14 protein-coding genes are annotated in these 19,547 nt (G+C 69.5%); 8 read left to right on the forward strand and 6 right to left on the reverse strand.

Annotated elements, in window-relative coordinates:
* Positions 1–159: 159 nt before the first annotated feature.
* The 4 genes from ACTMTF_RS40565 to ACTMTF_RS40580 form a co-directional block, all read right to left on the reverse strand.
* Complete coding sequence (locus ACTMTF_RS40565) at positions 160–2,022, reverse strand: exo-alpha-sialidase (protein ID WP_441115428.1); 1,863 nt, start codon at positions 2,020–2,022, stop codon at positions 160–162.
* Between the two features lie 134 nt (positions 2,023–2,156).
* Entirely contained in the window at positions 2,157–4,328 is a 2,172-nt protein-coding gene (locus tag ACTMTF_RS40570; protein WP_441115526.1) for an alpha-galactosidase, read from the reverse strand.
* A gap of 85 nt (positions 4,329–4,413) precedes the next feature.
* Entirely contained in the window at positions 4,414–5,883 is a 1,470-nt protein-coding gene (locus ACTMTF_RS40575) for a sulfatase family protein (protein WP_441115429.1), read from the reverse strand.
* Positions 5,880–6,572: a FadR/GntR family transcriptional regulator gene (locus ACTMTF_RS40580; RefSeq protein WP_441115430.1), complete on the reverse strand. Its 693-nt coding sequence runs from the start codon at positions 6,570–6,572 to the stop codon at positions 5,880–5,882. The genes ACTMTF_RS40575 and ACTMTF_RS40580 overlap by 4 nt, the downstream gene beginning before the upstream one ends.
* A gap of 90 nt (positions 6,573–6,662) precedes the next feature.
* Here ACTMTF_RS40580 and ACTMTF_RS40585 point away from each other — a divergent pair, with 90 nt between their 5' ends.
* From ACTMTF_RS40585 to ACTMTF_RS40610, 6 genes are all read left to right on the forward strand, one after another.
* Positions 6,663–7,424, forward strand: a complete 762-nt coding sequence (locus ACTMTF_RS40585) for an IclR family transcriptional regulator (RefSeq protein ID WP_441115431.1) — start codon at positions 6,663–6,665, stop codon at positions 7,422–7,424.
* 85 nt (positions 7,425–7,509) lie between these two features.
* Positions 7,510–8,829: an ABC transporter substrate-binding protein gene (locus tag ACTMTF_RS40590; RefSeq protein ID WP_441115432.1), complete on the forward strand. Its 1,320-nt coding sequence runs from the start codon at positions 7,510–7,512 to the stop codon at positions 8,827–8,829.
* Positions 8,826–9,728: a carbohydrate ABC transporter permease gene (locus ACTMTF_RS40595; RefSeq protein WP_441115433.1), complete on the forward strand. Its 903-nt coding sequence runs from the start codon at positions 8,826–8,828 to the stop codon at positions 9,726–9,728. Before ACTMTF_RS40590 ends, ACTMTF_RS40595 begins: the two co-directional genes overlap by 4 nt.
* A complete protein-coding gene (locus ACTMTF_RS40600) occupies positions 9,725–10,585 on the forward strand; it encodes a carbohydrate ABC transporter permease (protein ID WP_441115434.1) in 861 nt (286 codons plus the stop codon). Before ACTMTF_RS40595 ends, ACTMTF_RS40600 begins: the two co-directional genes overlap by 4 nt.
* A gap of 20 nt (positions 10,586–10,605) precedes the next feature.
* Complete coding sequence (locus ACTMTF_RS40605) at positions 10,606–12,855, forward strand: FAD-dependent oxidoreductase (RefSeq protein ID WP_441115435.1); 2,250 nt, start codon at positions 10,606–10,608, stop codon at positions 12,853–12,855.
* Between the two features lie 67 nt (positions 12,856–12,922).
* On the forward strand, positions 12,923–13,948 hold the full coding sequence (locus ACTMTF_RS40610; RefSeq protein ID WP_441115436.1) for an SGNH/GDSL hydrolase family protein: 1,026 nt from the start codon (positions 12,923–12,925) through the stop codon (positions 13,946–13,948).
* Between the two features lie 40 nt (positions 13,949–13,988).
* On the opposite strand, the gene ACTMTF_RS40615 is transcribed toward ACTMTF_RS40610, so the two are convergent.
* Both ACTMTF_RS40615 and sigJ read right to left on the reverse strand, forming a co-directional pair.
* On the reverse strand, positions 13,989–14,282 hold the full coding sequence (locus ACTMTF_RS40615; protein ID WP_441115437.1) for a hypothetical protein: 294 nt from the start codon (positions 14,280–14,282) through the stop codon (positions 13,989–13,991).
* 58 nt (positions 14,283–14,340) lie between these two features.
* Positions 14,341–15,228: an RNA polymerase sigma factor SigJ gene (gene sigJ, locus ACTMTF_RS40620; RefSeq protein ID WP_441115438.1), complete on the reverse strand. Its 888-nt coding sequence runs from the start codon at positions 15,226–15,228 to the stop codon at positions 14,341–14,343.
* Between the two features lie 153 nt (positions 15,229–15,381).
* On the opposite strand from sigJ, the gene ACTMTF_RS40625 reads away from it, so the two are divergent.
* Positions 15,382–16,086: a carboxymuconolactone decarboxylase family protein gene (locus ACTMTF_RS40625; protein WP_441115439.1), complete on the forward strand. Its 705-nt coding sequence runs from the start codon at positions 15,382–15,384 to the stop codon at positions 16,084–16,086.
* Between the two features lie 238 nt (positions 16,087–16,324).
* A complete protein-coding gene (locus ACTMTF_RS40630; RefSeq protein ID WP_441115440.1) occupies positions 16,325–19,504 on the forward strand; it encodes an AfsR/SARP family transcriptional regulator in 3,180 nt (1,059 codons plus the stop codon).
* Positions 19,505–19,547: the final 43 nt, after the last annotated feature.

A 19,547-nucleotide genomic window follows, 5' to 3' on the forward strand; every position in this document is an offset into this window, starting at 1 on the left:
ATCGATCCTCACCCGTCGTCGAGCTGCGCCGACCAGACCCTCGACACCGCCGGGGCCTGGTCGGCGCTGGTAGGGCGCCGAGACTGCTACGACAGGTTGATGAGAAGGCCGGCCGCCACGGCGGCTGTCAGGACGGGCGGCAACCGATGGGTCATCACGTCACCTCGCGTCGATCGTCTCGAACGGCAGCCGCAGCCGCAGCCGGCCGGCGATGGGGACGTTGCGGGTACGGATCTTGAGAAGTTCGTCGGCCGTCAACGCGCGGCCGTACAACCGGAACTCGTCGAGCGTGCCGAGGAACCGGTCGGCGCCGTCGAGCCGCTGGCCGACGTACAGGCCGTGGACGCCGAAATCGCGGCCGTTGGTGACCGAGCCGGGCGGCGTGGTGCCCGTCGCGACCGAGACACCGTCGACGTACATCGTGAGCCCGCGGTCGATCCGCTGTAGCGCGATGTGGTGCCAGGCCCCGTCGTTGTACGCCGACGGCGACGTCAGCGTCACGGCGGTGCCCAGGCCGGTGCCGAGGTAGGCCCGGATGCGGTTGTTCGCCGGTTCGGCCAGCAGCCGCATCTGCGGCGCCGCATTCATCCGGTACGCCCACATGATGGCGTGCGAGCCGGTGGCCGCGTTGTACCGGAACCACGTCATGACCGTGAAGTCACCGTCCTCCACGTCCACGGCGGGCGTGTACGGCACCTCGACGCCGTCGTCGACCTTGTCCAGCGCCAGGCCCTTGCCGTACCGGCCGCGGGTCAGCGTCGCGTCGCCCCGCACGTACGCGGTGTTGTCGTAGCGTGGTGACACGTCGGGGGTCGTCGGGCCCGGCACCGGTGGCGGTGGGAAGCCGTCCGGGGTGCCGTTCGGGGTCTCGAGGTGCGCCTCGTTGAATCGGGCCCAGCGGATGGTCTCGTACGGGTTGGCGGTGCCCGCCTCGTAGAGCAGCCCGGCCATGATCCCGTGGGTGGGGTCGGTGCCGATCTCGATCATGTCGGAGTAGGCCGTCGGCCCCCACCAGAAGACCTTGCCCTGGTCCCAGGTCTGCCACGTCCGCGCCTCGTCGAACGACGACCGGATCGCCATGACCTCGCGGGCGCCGGGATGCGCGACCGTGGAGATCAGGATGCGGTTACGGGCGTCACCTTCGTCGGTGGCGGTCAGCCGCAGCAGCGACGCCTGCACCTGGACCGTGGTGAATGTCGGCAGCATCTGGAAGTAGCCGTCGAAGCTCTCGCCGCCGTCGCTGGAGTAGGCGTACGCCCGCACCCCGTCCGACGCGGAGGCGACCTCGCGGGCACTGACGTAGAGCCGGCCGTCGGTCAGCTCGACCACCGTGGTCTCGGTGGGTTTGGCCCGCCCCTCGACGTCGGCGATGGTGGCACCGATCTGCCAGGTGTCACCGCCGTCGTCGCTGTAGTACAGGTGGGCGCCGAAGATCGGCAGTCGGTCGCCGTCGCTCATCTCGTGCATGGAGCTGACGATCAGCCGGCCGGCGTGCGGGCCGCGTTTGAGCTGGATGCCGTGCACCGGCCCGTTGGCGATGAACCGGTCCCACTCCGGCCGCTTGAGGTGCGGCTGTTCGCGTGGGGGGGTCCACGTCGCCCCGTGGTCGTCGCTGGTCAGCAGGTACACGTCCCGGTCGCAGGGCGGGCAGGCGCCGTAGGCGTTGCGGTTGGCCAGGATCACGATGCGGCCGGTGCGTTCGTCCACGACCGGTATCGGGTTGCCGAGGGTGTCCCCGCCGGCCTCCGCGATCCGTTGCACCGGCCCCCATGTGACGCCGCCATCGGTGGAGCGCTTCAGCACGAGGTCGATGTCGGCGTCGTCGTTGCAGGCTCGCTCCCGCCCCTCCACGATCGCCAGCAGGTCACCGTTGGCGGCTTTGACCAGGGTGGGGATGCGGTAGCAGAAGTACCCCGCCTCTCCGCGGCTGAACAGGACGTCGTCGGTGACCACCGGCTCGGCCGCCGTGGCGGCGGAGCCGGACGCCACCAGGGCGGTGGCGGCCATCAGCGCGACCACCATCGGCCTGATCATTGCGGAAAGCAGCCGGCGGGTTACCATGTCTGCTCCCGGGCGGTCTCGAAAGGCCTCACGGCGGATAACAGCCGTCGGTGACTCGGGCCGGATGCTTGTCTCGGTTTCACGTGCGATACCTCCTACTGGTCGAGGCGGACGAGGTGGACGAGGGTGAGCCGTTCGGGGAAGAGCGGCGGGAACTGAACTCCGTGCTCGGCGAGCACCCGGCCGGGCAGCGTGGTGCCGCCGGCCCACCACGGCGGGCAGGCGCGCCCGGCGAACGCCGCGACGTCCGCGGTGAGGTCCAGCGGCGTGATCCGGTAGGCCGCGTCCGGGTCGAGCCCCGGGATGCGGACCAGCCCGGTGCGGGTGAGTTCCGAGGTGGCGACGGCGACCACGGTGAACAGCGCCTCGGACCGGTCGGTGGCGACGACGCCGTGCACGTGGACGGCGGGGTCGGGGTGGTCGACCCGGACGACCCGTCCGGTGTGGAGCAGTACCTGATGCCGCTGGTGCAGCCGTACCCACTCGGCGAGGGCGGCCCGGTCGGCGGGTGCGGCCGACCGCAGATCCCACTCGATGCCGAGATGGCCGAAGAGCGCGGTGCCGGCGCGGAAGGCAAGGACGTGGGTACGCCCGGTGGTGTGCACGGACGGGGAGCCGACGTGCGAGCCGATCAGCTCGGGGGGCAGCAGCAGCCCGGTCCACCGCTCGATCTGCTGCCGTTCGAGTGCGTCGATGCAGTCGCTGGCCCAGACGCGGTCGGTCCGGTCGAGGATGCCGAGGTCCACCCGGCCTCCCCCGGACGAACACGATTCGATCTCCAGCCCGGGGTGCCTGGCCTTGAGGGTGTCGATCAGCCGGTACACCGCCAGGGTCTGCTCGCGCACCCCGGCCCGGCCGTGCGCGGCCCGCCCCGGCTCGACCAGGTCCCGGTTGTGGTCCCACTTGATGTAGTCGATGCGGTACTCGGTGACGAGCGCGTCCATCCGCGCCAGGATGTACGCGAACGCGTCCGGATGGGCCAGGTCGAGCACCTGCTGGTGGCGGGCCTCCGGCGGCAGCCGGTGACCGGCGGAGAGGATCCACTCCGGATGTGCGCGGGCCACGTCCGAGTCCACATTGACCATTTCGGGCTCGAACCACAGGCCGAACTGCATACCGAGCGCACGGAGGTGGCCGACGAAGGCGTGCAATCCGCCTGGCCACATCTGCTCGTCGACGTACCAGTCGCCCAGTCCGGCCCGGTCGTCACGGCGGTGCCGGAACCACCCGTCGTCCAGCACGAACCGCTGTGCACCCACCTCGGCGGCGAGGTCGGCGAGCTCGGTCAGCACCGCGACGTCCTGGTCGAAGTAGACGGCCTCCCAGGTGTTGAGCACCACCGGGCGGCGGGCGGACGGGTGCTGCGGGCGGGCCCGCAGGTACTCGTGGAACCGGGCGGACAGGTCGTTGAGACCACGTCCCCAGCCGCCGAAGACCCACGGTGACAGGTACGACTCGCCCGGACCGAGCGTGCCCTCGCCGGGCAGCAGCAATTCCCCGCCGCCGAGCAGGCTGTACCCGTCCGGGGTGCGCTCGGCCAGGGTTCGGTGGTTGCCGCTCCACGCGACGTGCACCCCCCAGACCTCGCCGCTCTCGAACGAGAACGCCGGTGTCCCGGCGAGCAGCAACAGCGTCGCGTCCAACCCCGTCCTCCCCCGACGGTTGTCCCGTTGGTAGGTGCCGAGGGTGAACTCGTGCCGCTGCGGCGAACGTTCCTTCAGATGCCGGCCGGAGAAGTCCAGAATCTCCCGAGCTTGGGCCGGCACCGGCAGGGCGAGCACCAAGCCGTCCAGCGTGTAAGTCCGCTCGGGATCGTGGTTGGCCAGCGCGGCACGCAGCCGCAGCAGGCCTGACGCGGTCAGCTCAAGCTCGATCCGCAGGCCCAGCCGGGCGTGCGGGTCCTCGGCGCTGACCACCAGCCGGTGCGCTACCGGGCCCGGCGTCCGCTCGGACTCGACATCGGTCACGGTGAACTTCGCCGAGAAGTCCCGCCCGTCGCGGTGCCCCGACAGCCCCGGCGTACCCAGCCAACCGGCGGACTGTTCGGGCAGTACCGCGACGGGGACGACCGAGTCGACAGGTCCGCGCACGACCGGCGGGATGGAGGCCGCAGCCAGCGCCGCCAAGCTGTCGCGGTCGAGGTCACCGAGGTCCGCGCCCCAGTACACGACCCGCGGCAGGCCACCGCCCCCCGTGTCGACGATCACCGAGACGCCACCGGCACGTAAGTGCGCCGGCCCGTCGACATCCGTCACCGATGCGACCATGTCGTCGCTCACCTCTCTCACCGTTACCTGGTCGACCACAACGCGCTGCGGGACGGGCGAAAAGCGCACCGTCCGGTAGGCGCGGTCACCAGACGTCGTCTCGCACAGGCAGGGGGTCGGCGGTCATCGCCATGCGGTCGACCATCCGTTGCAGCATGTCGGTCTTGGCCGTCAGGTACGCCGGGTCGTCCCACCGGTTGACGTGCTCGCCCGGGTCGTCTTCGAGGTCGTACAGCTCGCCGCGGACACCGTCGCCGCTACCGTGGTACGCGACGATCTTGTGCCTTTCCGAACGGACCATGGTGGCGTACGTCCGCCGGCCGCGGTGCGGGCCGCCGGCGTTGTAGAACTCGCTGTAAACGTCGTCACGGTGCTCGGCGACCCTGTTGTCGATCAACGGCAACAGTGATCGGCCCTGGATGCCCGGCTCCGGCTCCGCGCCCACCGCTTCCAGCACGGTCGGGGCCACGTCGACGAGCTCGACCAGGCCGCTCACCCGTCGCCCGGCCGGCAGTCGACGGGGCCAGTTCAGGATGAGCGGGACGCGCACGGCCGGGTCGTAGAAGTACGGGCCCTTGAGATAGATGCCGTGGTCACCGAGCATCTCGCCGTGGTCGGCGTGGAAGATGACGATCGTGTCCTCGCGCTGGCCGGTGCGTTCGAGCGCGTCGAGGATGCGGCCGATCTGCCGGTCGAGCAGGTCGATCATCGCCCAGTACGCGGCGCGGATCAGCCGGTGCTCTCGTTCGCCCATGTCGGCATGGACGAAGGTGCGCGCGGCGCTGTGCCCGCCGGCGTAGTGGTCCTGCTGGAGCAGCGGCTTGTCGTCGAGCTCGCCAGGCTGGAAACGTGGGAGCGGAATGTCGTCCAGCCGGTCGAGATATCGCTCGAGCAGGTCCTTGGGCGGGTCGAACGGGTGGTGCGGATCGTAGAAGTTGACCGACAGCAGCCATGGCTGCGGGAAGCCGGCCATCGTCTCGACGAACTCCGTGGCGGTCCCCGCGCACCAGGTCGTGTGCTGGTGCTGCTCGTCCAGGCCGATCTGGACATGCTCCGTTTCCGGATGGGCCTGCCGGGTGAACGCGACACCGCGGGCGCGCAGCCAGTTGCTGTACGCGTTGGTCGGCCAGTCCATCGCCGCCTGCGCGGCGTTCGGCGGCGGCTGGTGCGACCAGCTGAACCAGCTGTAGCCGTCGTCGACGCGGCTTTCCACCGGACGATCCGGGCGAGGGTGGGCGGCCCGGATGTGTAACTTCCCGACCAGGCCGCAGGTGTAGCCGGCATCGGCCAGGATCCGGGGGATCAGCCTCTCATCGGGCGGGATGGACCCGCCGTTCTGGCGGGCGCGGGTGGTGCGCGGGTAGCGGCCGGTCAGGAAGCTCGCCCGCGACGGGGTGCACACCGGACTCTGCGCATAGGCGTGCTCGAACATCACTCCCTCGCCGGCCAACCGGTCCAGGTTCGGCGTCTCGACGAACGGATTGCCGAAGCAGCCCACGGTGTCGAAGCGCTGCTGGTCGGCGCAGAGCCAGAGAATGTTCGGACGCTTGGTCACTGGTTCTCGTCAGGACGGGAGGGCGCCAGCGGCTCGAGCCGATGACGGATGTAGCTGAAGTGGGCGACCATCGCATCGGACATCCCCTCGCCGGCGGCGAGCGCCGTGACGATGTCCTGGTGCACGCGCGCGGGATGGCCGGGCTCGCCGGGAAGCGAGTCGAACAGCCGGTGGAAGAGCTCCCAGAACAGGTCGATGAGCGACGACACCAGCCCGTTGCCGAGTGGCTGATAGAGCCGCTCGTGGAACGCCTTGTCGAGGTCGCCGAGGGGCTCGCCGGACAGTTCCCTGCGCTCCATCTCGTCGGCGAGTTCCCTCAGGTCGTCGAGGTCGGCGGGCGTCAGGCACTTGGAGACCATCTCGATGAGGCCGACTTCGAGCGCCTCGCGCACGACGAGCACCTCATACAACGATGCGCCACCGATGGCGACCTGGTACGGAAGCTGCTCCAGGATCGGCCGGAACGAGAACTCGCTCACGAACAGTCCCCGCCCGGACACCGCGTTGATCACGCCCAGCGCCTGCAGGCTTCGCGTCGCTTCGCGCAACGAGATCCGGCTGATCCCGAGGCTCTCCGCAAGCTTCGCCTCCGACGGCAGCGGGTCTCCCGGACGCAGGTCGTGTTCATCGATGTACTCGCGCAACCGTTGCTGCGCCAACCGGAACGTTTCCCCGTGAACTGGCCTCATGATCTGTAAGCTAACAGCTAGCTGCTAGCAGTTCAATAACACGGCTGTGACCTATTGTTCATGCGTCTGACGCACGCTACGTTCCCTTCCATGCGTCGTACGCTTGTTGATGCGCCCAACACCTCGGCCCTTGCCCGAGGGCTGCACGTGCTGCGGGAGCTCGTGGACGAGGGTGCGCCCCTGACCGCAACGGAGATCGCCCGGCGGATCGGCGTGCACCAGAGCTCGGTGTCCCGGATCCTCGCCACGCTGACGGAGGTGGGATACGTCCGAAAGACCCCGGATCGACGGTTCGCGCCGGACTTCGGGGTGCTGTCACTGATGTCCGCGACCACCTGGTTCCCGCTGATCCGCAAGCCGCGGGCGGCGATGGAGGAGATCTCCTCCGCCCACCCGGGGCTCGACGTCACGCTGTGTGTCCTGTGGCGCGGAGAGATGGTCTACTTCCTGCGGACCGGCACCGGCATCGGCACCGTCGACTTCGGGGCGGGCTTCCCGGTCCACCTCTCGGCCCCCGGGCTGCGGATGCTCGTCGACCTGCCCGAAGACGAGGCGCTGAACGTCCTCCGGCAATCTCGTAACCGGTACGGCTGGCCCGGCACCGCAGCGGTGCCGGCGACCGAGGAGGAAGTCCTCGCCTTCGCCCGCGCCAACGTCGAGCACGACGTGCTCGTGTTGCCGGAGTGGGGGTTCGCCGAGATGGTCGGCGCCGCGATCCCCATCAAGACCGACGAGGACCACCCCGTGGCACTCGCACTCACCGGCGACATCCGCATCGCCGACCCACCGACCTTGCGACTGTGGCTGCACGATGCCCGCCGCGTCGTCGAAGCCAGCCTCGCCGCGCGTTGAAGCACCCGTGCTCCCGAGGTCCCCCATCCCTCCCCGAATCGCGCGTCCCGCAAAAGGATCGCGCGTCCCGTAAAAGGAGCCTGATGTGATCGGCACACCCTTCTCCCGGCGTACCGCCCTGAAAGCGGCCGCCGGCGCCGCCGGAATCGCCGTCCTCGCCGCCTGCGGCAAGGACGGCGGCAGCACCTCCGCAACCGGCGTAACCCTCAGCGTGTGGGGCGGCGTCCCGCCCGAGAGCGGCCCGAACGCCATGATCGAGGCCTTCCAGAAGCAACACCCCGACATCAAGGTCACCTACACCCGGTACGTCAACGACGAACAGGGCAAACTCAAGCTCGACACATCGCTGCAGGGTGGCGTGCCGATCGACGTGTTCTTCTCGTACGACAACCCGACCCTCGGCAAGCGGGTCCAGGCAGGGCTGACCGTCGACCTCACCGACCGGGTCAAGAAGGACTCCGGCCTGGCGCAGTTCGGGCCGGACGCGTCCCCGGCGGCGAACCTCGTGTACGACGGCAAGATCTACTCTGTGCCGGCCCAGAAGGCGCCGTCGTTGATCTTCGCCAACGACAAGATGCTGTCAGAGGCCGGCGTCACCATCCCCGACGGCTGGGACATCGACGAATACCGCGAGGTGGCGAAGAAGCTCAGCAAGGCCGACACGGTGTTCGGGACGTTCAGCACGCCGCCGATCCACCGGTACACCCTGGGCCCGGACTACTACTACAGCGAGGATGGCAAGTCCTCGTCGTTCGGCGATCCGGTGTGGCGGCGATACTTCGAGCTCGCCCTGGCGATGCAGGCCGAAGGCAGTGCGCTGCCGCGGCGGACGATCATCTCCGAGAAGCTGCAGACCTTCAGCCACGGACCGCTGCTGACCGGCCGGGTGGCGATGCTGCCGTCGCAGGTGTTCGCACTGCGCTACATCAGCGACCTCAAGGAGTTCCCGCACGACTTCAAGGTCCGCGCCCTGCCGAACCCCGCGCCCGTCAAGGGCCAGGAGTTCTGGAACGACGGCCCGATCGGTGACCACATCTCGATCAGCGCCAAGTCCAAGCAGCAGGACGCGGCGTGGTCGTTCGTGCAGTTCTGGATGCTCAACAGCAACCTCATGACCAGGGGCGGCCGGCTGCCGTCGATCCTCGACCCGAGCAAGCGGTCCCAGGCGATCGCGGACCTGCTCGGCCCGGAACGTGACAAGCTGTACGACGTCGCGTCGTTCGAGAAGGTGCTCTTCGGGACCGAGTACAAATACCCCATCGACACCATCACCACGGCGTCCAACCAGGTCGACACCATCTACAAGAAGCTCTACGACCAGGTGCTGCTCGGCCAGATCACGGTCGACCAGATGGTGGCACAGGCGACCAAGGAGGCCGACGCCGCCATCAAGGCGGCGGGGTGAGCGCCGACGCTCCCGGTGTGAGCGGCCGGCACGGCCGAGTCGGCTGGCTGTTCATCGCCCCCAACCTGTTCGGCTTCCTGAGTTTCACCCTGCTGCCGCTGCTGGCGGCGATCGCCATCGCGTTCACCAGCTGGAACGTGGTGTCCGGCTACTCCGGCCTCACCTTCGTCGGTCTGGCGAACTTCGCGGAGGCGCTCAGGGACGGCGCGCTGTGGGCCGCTGTCGGCCGCACGCTGTTCTATGCGGGCATCGCGGTTCCCGTGACCATGATGGGCGGCCTGGGCCTGGCGATGCTCCTCAACCGCGACATCGTCGGCCGCACACTCCTGCGGGTGTTGTTCTTCCTGCCGCACGTGGTGACCTCGGTCGCGATCGGCCTGGTGTGGCTGCTGCTGCTCAACCCCGACAGCGGTCCGGTCAACGCCGGGCTGCGGGCGATCGGCCTCGACTCCCCACCGGACTGGCTGGTCTCCCAGATCTGGGGGCTGCCGTCGCTGGTGATGATCGCCGTGTGGTCGGCCGTCGGCTACAACGCCGTCATCTACCTGTCGGCGCTGCAGGCCGTGCCGGCCGACCTGTACGAGGCGGCGGCGATAGACGGCGCCGGCGCGCTGCGGCGGTTCGTCACGGTGACCTGGCCGGCATTGATGCCCACCACCACGTTCTTGGCGATCACGATGACGATCGGCCAGTCGCAGGGCTTCGGCCTGATCGCGTTCCTGACCCAGGGCGGGCCGGGCGAAGCGACGACGACCGTGTCGTACTACATGTACCAGCAAGGATTCCAGTTCTACCGGTTCGGCTACGCCGCCGCCGTAGGCATGATCAGCTTCGCCGGGGTCCTGCTGCTGACGGCATTCTTCTGGCGGTTCCAAAGGGGACGAGGACTGTACACGTGAGCACTCTGCAGACGGCGGGTGTGCGCCGCCGGTGGCGGCGCCGCGGCGGCAAGCTGGGCGCCTCGCTGCTGGCGTGGGCGCTGGCGGCGCTGTTCGTGGTGCCGTTCCTATGGATGCTGTCGTCGTCGCTCAAACGCAACATCGACGTGTTCACGCTGCCCATCAGGTGGATCCCCGACCCGGTGCACTGGGCCAACTACGCCGACGTGTGGATCGGCGAGAAGTCGATGGTCACCTACTACGTCAACTCGCTGATCGTGACGCTGACCGGCGTGGTGGGGGACCTGACGACGTCGGCGATGGCCGGCTACGCGTTCGCCCGGCTGAAGTTCCGCGGCCGGGACAAGATCTTCCTGCTGTACCTGGCGACGTCGATCATTCCGGCGCAACTGTTGCTCGTCCCCCGGTTCCTGTTCTTCCAGCAGCTCGGCCTGTACGACACGCTGTGGGCGTTGATCCTGCCAGGTGTGTTCACCGTGTACGGCACGTTCCTGCTGCGCCAGGCGTTCGCCGCGGCGCCGGACGCGCTCGGCGAGGCCGGCCGGATCGACGGCGCCAACGAATGGCAGGTGTTCTGGCGGGTGTACCTGCCGCTGGTGCGGCCGATGCTGGCGGCGCTGGCCATCGTCAGCTTCGTCAGCACCTGGAACGACTACGAGACCCCGCTGGTGATGCTGACCACCCCGAGCAACTTCACCATCCCGCTGGGCCTGACGACCTTCGCGGACTCCGAGGGCGGCATCTCCGCCGGACTCGCGATGGCCGCGGCGGTGTCGGCACTGGTACCGGTCGCCACGGCGTTCGTGATCTTCCAGCGCCAGTTCGTGGAAGCGCTGGCCCATTCCGGGATCAAGTAAAGCCACAGATAGGACAGCTCATGCGACACGAGGTCGTGACCTCGGACATCACGGTCGTCGGCGGCGGGCTCGCCGGGGTGTGCGCGGCGATCGCCGCCGCGCGCCTCGGCCGCCGGGTCGCGCTGGTCACCAACCGACCGGTGCTGGGCGGCAACTCCAGCAGCGAGGTACGGGTGTGGGTGTGCGGCGCCACCGGCCACGGCGTGCACCACTTCGCCCGCGAAGGCGGTGTCATGGGGGAGCTGCTGGTCGAAAACCAGTACCGCAACCCGGAAGGCAACCCGTACTACTGGGATCTGGTGGTGCTCGACGCGGTCCGCGCCGAGCCGAACATCACGCTGTTCCTCAACACCGACGTCCGCGAGGTCGCCGCCGGCGGCCCCGGCGACGCCCGCCGCATCGACTCGGTGACCGGCTGGATGATGGGCTCGGAGCGGCTGATCAGGTTCGACAGCCCGCTGTACCTCGACTGCACCGGCGACGGCCTGGTAGGCCACCTCGCCGAGGCGAGGTACCGGATCGGCCGGGAGGCCCGATCGGAGTACGGCGAGCCGTGGGCGCCCGAGACCGCCGACGACATCACCCTCGGCAGCACGCTGCTGTTCTACACGAAGGACACCGGCGAACCGACGCAGTATGTGCCGCCGAGCTTCGCCAAGGACATCACCACCACGCCGATCCCCGAACATCGGATCATCCGGGCCGGCGACAACGGCTGCGCGTACTGGTGGATCGAGTGGGGCGGCGAGCTCGACACGGTGCACGACAACGACCGCATCCGCGACGAACTGTGGTCGGTCATCTACGGCATCTGGGACTACATCAAGAACCACGGCAACTTCGACGCCGACACGATGAGCCTGGAATGGGTCGGTGCGTTGCCCGGCAAACGGGAGTACCGCCGGTTCGTCGGCGACCACACCCTCACCCAGCACGACATCATCGACCAGGTCGAGTTCGACGACCGGGTCGCCTTCGGCGGCTGGTCGATCGACCTGCACCCGCCCGGCGGCATGTACGCCACCGAAGCCGGCTCGAAGCACCTGTACTCCACCGGCGTGTACCACGTGCCGTACCGCAGCCTTTACTCCGTGAACTGCACGAACATGCTGATGGCGGGCCGCGACATCTCCGCCAGCCACGTCGCGTTCGGCTCCACCCGGGTGATGGCCACGTGCGGCACCCTCGGGGAGGCCGCCGGCACCGCCGCCGCGTTGTGCGTCCAGCGCGGGCTCGACCCGCGGGAGCTGAGCGAGCGTCACAGCGGCGACCTGGTGCAGACGCTGCTGCGGCAGGACGGCTCGATCGTCGGCCTGGCCGCGCACGACCCGGCCGACCTGGCCGTCGCCGCGTCCGTGACCGCGTCGTCGTACATCCGGTCGCCGGCGTTGCGGCCCAACGGCGAGACCCTGGAGCTGACCAGCGACGTCGCGGTCGTGGTGCCGGCCGGGCCGCTGCTGGACTCGGTGTCGCTGCTGCTCAGTGGCGACGGCGAGGTGACCGTCGAGGTATGCGTCGGCGACCGCGGCCAGAACTACGTACCGGCTCGGCGACTGGCGTCAGCGACCGCCACCGTCGCCGGTGACCGGCCGCAGTGGGTGCGCTTCGTCCTGGCCGGGCAGCCGATCAAGCTGCCCGAGGGCCTGCCGGTGATCGTTGTCCTGCGCAGCGTTCCGGGGGTGACCGTGCACCTGGCGGACAACACGGTCCCGGGCGTGCTGGCACTGATCAACCAGCCGGGCAAACGGTCACCGGACGCCCAGATGCCGCTCGGGTCGCAGCAGGTGCTGGCCTGGCGGTCCATCCCGCTGCACCGCCGTACGCCGGCGATCCGGCTCAGCCCCGACACCGACGCGCTCGCGCCCGCCCGGGTGCTCGACGGCTACCAACGGCCCTATGGCAGCGGCCCGCACCTGTGGTGCTCCGACCCGGCCGACGACGAGCCGTGGCTGCGACTGGACTGGCCGCAGGCGACCACGGTGCGCCACATCGACGTGATCTTCGACGACGACGTCCACGAAGACCTCATCAACCTGCACCACCACCGCACCCCCGGCCGCGAGATGCCCACCCTGGTCCGCGACTACGTCATCGAAACCGCCGGACCTGACGGCGGCTGGGTCGAGCAGCACGTCGAGACCGGCAACCGCCGCCGCCACCGCGTCCACGACCTGACCGAGGCGGTCACCACCACCGCGGTACGGCTACGTCTCACCGCCACCAACGGTGCCCCGTCCGCACACGTGATCTCCCTTCGCGTGTACGCGTGACGGCTCGCTCCCGGTGGCATCACATCCACGCAGCCCATGGCGCCCTTACCGACCAGCAGGTCTCCCGATGAACACCCTCCCCGGCAAGGCTCTGCGGTCCATCCACGCGAGCGATTCGGTCCTCACCTGGGCCGGTGCGATCGAGGTCGAGCACGCGGCGGGCTGGTCACGGGGCTGGCGGCTGCCGCGCAGCCGGCTTCGCCTCTTCCCCGGCGAGCGGCTGCGCGGCCATGCCCGGGCGCAGGCGGGTGTCCGGATCACGTTCGGCACCGACGCGACCGTGCTCCGCGGGCAATGCCTGTCAGCCGACGGCATCGGCCCGGTCGACCTCGTGGTCCACGAGACACTCCTCGACGCCCCCGTAGCCTCGGACGGGTCCTTTCACTTCGCCGAACTGCCGGCCGGCGAGAAGATCATGGAAATCTGGTTGCCTCACGGCGGCGATTTCCGGCTGGTGGAGCTGGCCGTCGACGAGTCGGCGCGGACCTGGGTGGCCCCGGCCACGCCTCGCCCACGGCTCATCACCTACGGCAGCTCGATCACCCAGTGCCGCGCGGCCGCGTCGCCGACGCGAACCTGGCCCGCCCTGGTCGCGCGTGGCCTCGGCATGGATCTGACCTGTCTCGGGTTCGACGGTGAGTGCCACCTTGACCCGATGATCGCCCGCTTGATCCGGGACGGTCCCGCCGAGGTGATCATCACCTGCCTCGGCATCAACGTCTACGGCGCCGGTACGTTCACCAAACGCTCGTACCTGCCCGCGGTCCTGGGGTTCGTCAGTACGATCCGGGACGGCCACCCCCGGGTGCCCATCCTGGTCATGTCGCCGATCTTCTCACCCAGCCGCGAGGAGCAGGCCGGGCCGGCCGGGATGAGCCTGGCCGAGATGCGTGCCGACATCGCCGAGGCCGTGCGCCTGTTGCGCGAACACGGCGACGCGGATGTGCACCTGGTCGACGGGCTCGACGTGTTCGGCCCCGCCCAGGAGCACCTACTGCCGGACGGCCTGCACCCGAACGCAGAGGGCTACGCCCACATGGCCACCTCGATCACACCGCTCGTACGCGCACACCTTCCGAACGACCAAGCCTGAACGACGTACCGCCCTCAAGGACAGGCGCGGGCACCGCCACTCAGGTGGGTATCACGACCTGATAGTCCGGGAGTTCTTCCGCCTGCTCCTCGCTGATCCGTTCGGCGCCCTCGGGGATGTCGGTCCGGGAGAAGAAGATCCCCCGGTTGCAGGTGGAGCACCAGAAAAGAGGGCGTCCCTTTTCCGGCTGTCCGGCGTCCACCACGAACATCAGATGAAGGCAGCGCTCACCGCAGCCCGCACATGCCTGTGTGTGAACGGCTGAAGGGTTGTCGTACGCCTTGTCATACTCGGCCTCCCACAGGGCGTAGGAGCCGGCCGCCGCTCCGGTCATTGCTCCATTGATTCATGGTTTCTCATGGGACGGCCTGACGTCGGCGAGTGCGCGGAGGTCATGACTCCATGCCGGCCAGGTCGAGGTGGGCCAGCCGGTCGGGGTCGGACAAGATGTCGATCGTGGCGATCTTGCCGTCGGAGATGGTGAAGCTCATGACGGAGATCAGCTGGTCGTCGATGGTGTTGACCAGGCCGGCGAGGCCGTTGACGAGCGCTGGGTGGGTGGCGGCGCTGGTGGCCATGCGCCGGAAGGTGTCGGCCTGTCCGGCCACGGCCGCGGCGCCGCGGATGACCTTCATGCCGTTGGTGAGCACCCCGCCGTCGGCGCGCAGCACCACGTCGGGGTCGAGGATGGAGACCAGCGCCTCGAAGTCGCCGCCACGCGCGGCGGTCAGGAACGCGTTCACCACCCGGCGCTGATCGGCCAGGTCGGGGTCGGGGTTCGGGGCCGCGCCGCGGACCCGCCGGCGGGCCCTGCTGGCGAGCTTCTTGGCCGTGGCCGGGGTGCGGTCCACGATGGGCGCGATCTGGTCGAACGGCAGGCCGAACATGTCGTGCAGCACGAACGCCAGCCGTTCGGCCGGGGTCAGCGATCCCAGCACCACGAGCAGCGCCAGCCCTACCGAGTCGGCCAGCAGGACTTCCTGCTCCGGATCGGTGACGTCCGCACGGCTGACCACCGGATCCGGCAGGCGGTCCGCCAGCGACTCCTCGCGCCGGGCCTTGCGGGTGCGGAGCAGGTCCAGGCAGACCCGGCCGACCACAGTGGTCAGCCAGCCGCCCAGGTTGTCGATGTCACCGGAGTTCGAGCGCGCCAGCCGGAGCCATGCCTCCTGGACCGCGTCCTCGGCCTCGCTCAGCGAGCCGAGCATCCGGTAAGCGACCGCCCGCAGATGGGGGCGATGCCCCTCGAACTGGACAGCCAGCAAGTCATGGGGTGCCACGGTCGCGTTCCTCTCCTTCGACTACGTCATACCGCTGACGTATCGAACCAGTGAAAGGTGACCGCGAAACGCACCGGTCACCTGTTCCCCCCGCGCCAGCCGTCATGCCGGCGACCGACACGGACCGACACGTACGACAGGTTGCTGACGACGATGAGTGGCACGGATGTTCACGGGACGGTGGCGGATGGCTTCGAGCAGGTGCGTGAGGCGTTCGCCGCGACGGTGGGCTGGTTCAGCCTGCTGACCCCGGACCAGAATCCCCTGCCCGCGCAGCTCGCCGACGGCATCGGCAAGAATCCGTCACCTCCACCCGGGGCGATCCGTCATAGCAGCGAAACACCGTACAGAAAGGACCCCATCACCATGACCACCACCGAGAACCGCCAGTCGCGCCTCCCCAACCCCGCCGTGCTCGTCCCCGAGCTCAAGGACATCGGCGGCGCCCTGTACAGGGCGACCGGGAACGGCACGATCCCGCGGACCACCATCAGCTTGGTCCAGCTTCGCGCCGGGCAGATCGCCGGCAGCACGTACCTGACGGTCCTGCACACCGGCAACCTCCGCGAGGCCGGCGCGAGCGAGGAGAGCATCAGCGCCGTGGTCTCCTGGCGGGACGCGCCCCACTTCACCGACGCCGAACGGGTCGCGCTGGAACTGGTCGAATCCGTCCTGACCCCGAACCCGGCGGGCGAGCGCGTCTCCGACGAGCTGTACGCCAGGGCGTCGCGGCACTACGACGACAAGGCGCTCGCCACGCTCATCATGGCGATCGGCCAGGTCTGCTTCTTCCTCCCGCTGGCCCTCATCGGCAAGCCGCTGCCCGGTGTGTCCCCGGCCGAGCAGTGGACGAAGTAGCGGCCACCAGGGAATCTCGCTCAGGGTGAGGACACGCAGCCTGTGCCTCACCCTGGGCACCGCCTGATGCCCCGGTTCGGACATCACGAGATCAGGCCGTAGTGCTGACGGCGCAGGTGTCGACTCCCGCGCTGGGGGAATCGAAGGGCCGGGCGAGAAGGGTCGTCATTGTTTCTCGCCCAGTGCACCACCGAGACAGGCCGTCCAGGTTTACAGTGCCTCCAGCCAAGGGAGCACGATGAAGTTTGGGATACTGGGCCCGCTTACGGTGTGGCGAGAGGATCAGCAGGTCGATCTCGGCACGCCCAAGGTGCGGGTGCTGTTAGCGGTTCTGCTGTGCCAAGCGGGTAACCCTGTCTCGGAAGATCAACTAGCCGTGGCCCTGTGGGGGGACACCCCGCCGAAGAGCGCCACCAAGAATGTGCAGACCTACGTCCACCGGCTCCGGCGGCACCTGGGTGACCCGGCTCGCGTCGTGCGGCAGGGCGCCGGCTATCTGGTGCCGATGATCCAGGACGAGCTGGATGCGGCGAGGTTCGAGGGTCTGGCCCGATCAGGGCAGGCGCTGGAGGCTGCCGGTGAGCCGGAGGAGGCGACGCACTGGCTGCGCGAGGCGCTGAATCTGTGGCGCGGGCCCGCGTTCGTCGGTATGACCGATGTCCCGATGCTGGCCGCGGAGGCCGCGCGGCTGGACGAGGTCCGCCTGTCGGTCCTGCAGTCGCGGATCGCCGTGGATCTGAGGCTGGGACGCCATACCGGGCTGCTGGGCGAGCTGACCGCGCTCATCAGCGAGTATCCCCTGCGGGAGCGGCTGCGCGCGCAGTTGATGCTGGCGCTGTACCGCTGCGGCCGGCGGGCGGACGCGCTCGCCGAATACGCGCGTGCCCGCAAGACCCTGGTCGAGGAGACCGGTCTGGACCCGGCCGAAGAGCTGCACGACTTGCACCAGCGAATCCTCACCCAGGATCCCTCACTCGACCTCGTTCCTCACGTCAGGACGACGGGCTCTGCTGCGAGGCCGGGCCCGTACACGCACGTCTATCGTCCGCGCCGGTCGGACGAACCGGGCATCGAGCCGAGCAGGACAGTGCGGCACCCGCACCCGCACCCACGTGCCCGGTCCGGCGACCGTCCCGTCCATGCCACGGCCCTCACCCCCGCCGAGTTGCCGCCGGACATCGCGGATTTCACGGGCAGGGAATGCGAGGTGGCGGATCTCACCGAGGTCATCACCCAGCCACGGCCGGGCACCGTCGCCATGGCCAGCATCGCGGGTCTGGGAGGCCTGGGTAAGACCACGCTCGCCGTGCACGTCGCGCACCGGGTCGTGGATCGCTTTCCCGACGGCCAGCTCTATGCGGACCTGCGCGGCGTCTCCGCCGAGCCTGCCCGCCCGGAGGACGTGCTCAGCCGGTTCCTGTTCGCGCTGGGCATCAGCGCCACCGGCATACCCGAATCCCTGGAAGAACGCGTGGCGCTGTACCGGAGTTGCCTGGCCGGACGCAGAATTCTCATCCTGCTCGACAATGTCGCCGGGGAGGAGCAGGTGCGGCCGCTCCTGCCGGGGGCCCCCGGCACGGCCGTGCTCCTCACCGGACGTGTCCGGCTGGTCGGTCTCGAAGGCGCGAGCCTGCTGGAACTCGACGTCCTGCCGTCGGCCCAGGCCATGCACCTGCTGGGCAGGATCGCCGGCGACGAACGCGTCCGGGACGACCCGGAAGCGGCTCTGGAGATCACCCGGTTGTGCGGCCGGGTCCCGCTGGCGGTCCGCATCTCGGCGGCCAGGCTCCTCGGCAGAAAGCAGTGGAGTCTGTCCCACCTCGCCGGCGTCCTCGGGGAGGAGCGGCACCGGCTGGACGAGCTTGTGGCGGGCGACCTCGACATCCGCGCGGGCTTCGAGATGAGCTACCGGACGCTTCCGGCGGGCGCGCAGCGGGCCTTCCGGCTGGCCGGGCTGCTCGACGCGCCCGATTTCGCCTCGTGGGCGGTGGCGGCCCTCCTGGACGTGCCGGAGCGGCAGGCGGAACGCGAGATCGAAAGCCTGGTCGACGCTCATCTGCTGAACCTCACCGGGACGGACGAGACGGGCAGGCTCAGGTATCGGTTCCACGACCTGATCCGGTTGTACGCGCGTGAGCGGGCGCAGCGCGAGGATCCCGAACCCGAGCGCCAGGCCGCGCTCCAGCGGGCCCTGGGTGCGTGGCTGGCGCTGGCGGAGGTCGCGGCGGCGCACGTCCCTGGCCCCTGCTACGCACCCATGCACAGCAGTGCGCCGCGCTGGCGGCTGCCCGCGGCGGTCTCCGGCCCGTTGCTGGCCGACCCGATGGCCTGGTTCGGCGCGGAGTACGCCGCGCTGATGGCGGGAGTCGCCCAAGCGTGCGAGGCGCGCCTGACCCAACTCGCCTGGGACCTCGCGGGGTCCACCGAGACCTACCTCAACGTGCGCGGCTTGTACGACGGCTGGCAGCGCATGCACGAGCAGGCGCTCGCGCTCTGCCGGGAGAGCGGCGACAAGCGCGGCGAGGCCGTGCTGATGCGCGGCCTCCTGGAGGTCACCACCTGGAGCTCACCGGCGGGCCCCGGACCGGCGATGACGCGGATGCGGGCCGACGCCTCGCAGCTCCTCGACCTGTTCACCATGCTGGACGATCCGGTCGGGATGGCCGACGCCCTGGCGACCCTGGCCTGGAGCATGACGGCCGACGGGAACGGTGGCGCACAAGCGCTCGCCCTGGCGGAGCGCGCTCTGCGCCTGGCCGCCGACGCGGGCTACCTCGGCGGCCAGGCGCGGGCCTATCACGTGATGGCGATCATCCACGGCGAGGACGACCCTCAAGCGGCGCTCACGGTCCTGGAGCAGGCGACGAAGGTGGCCGAGGTGCTCGGCAACGCTCACTACACCACGACGATCACCCAGTTCCTCGGCGCGGCGAAATCGTTCTGCGGTGACATCACGGGCGGCCAGGAGCTGCTGGAGAGCTCCTTGGAGATGGCACGGCGGTTGAACTACCGCTATCTGGAGACGTTCTCGCTGCTCTACCTGTCGAAGCTGTTCGTCGCGGTCGGGGACGAGCGGGCCAGGGCGACCGCCGAACTGACGCTGGCCCACAGCGAGAACGGCAACTTCGGCCATTATCTCGCCGACGCGCTCAGCGTTCTCGGGCAGCTGAACCTGGCCGAGGGAGACCTGCCCGCCGCCATCGCCACCCTCGAACGCTCGGTCCAGGTGTGGCGGACCCGCGGCTCGATCCCCTACCTGGCGCGGACGCTCCGCGCCCTCGGCGACGCCCACTGCGCCGCCGGCGACCACCGCACGGCCAAAGCCGTCTGGGAAGAGGCCCGCGAACTCTTCCGCGAGATCTCGCACGAGAATGGCATGAGAACGCTGGACGCCCGGCTCGCGGGACCCACTCTCTGACCGTCCCCGCCGACGCGACCGGCCGTTTCCGGGGCGTCGCGGT

Origin of the sequence: Nonomuraea sp. ZG12 (assembly GCF_052068115.1) — a bacterium.
Taxonomy (GTDB): Bacteria; Actinomycetota; Actinomycetes; order Streptosporangiales; family Streptosporangiaceae; genus Nonomuraea.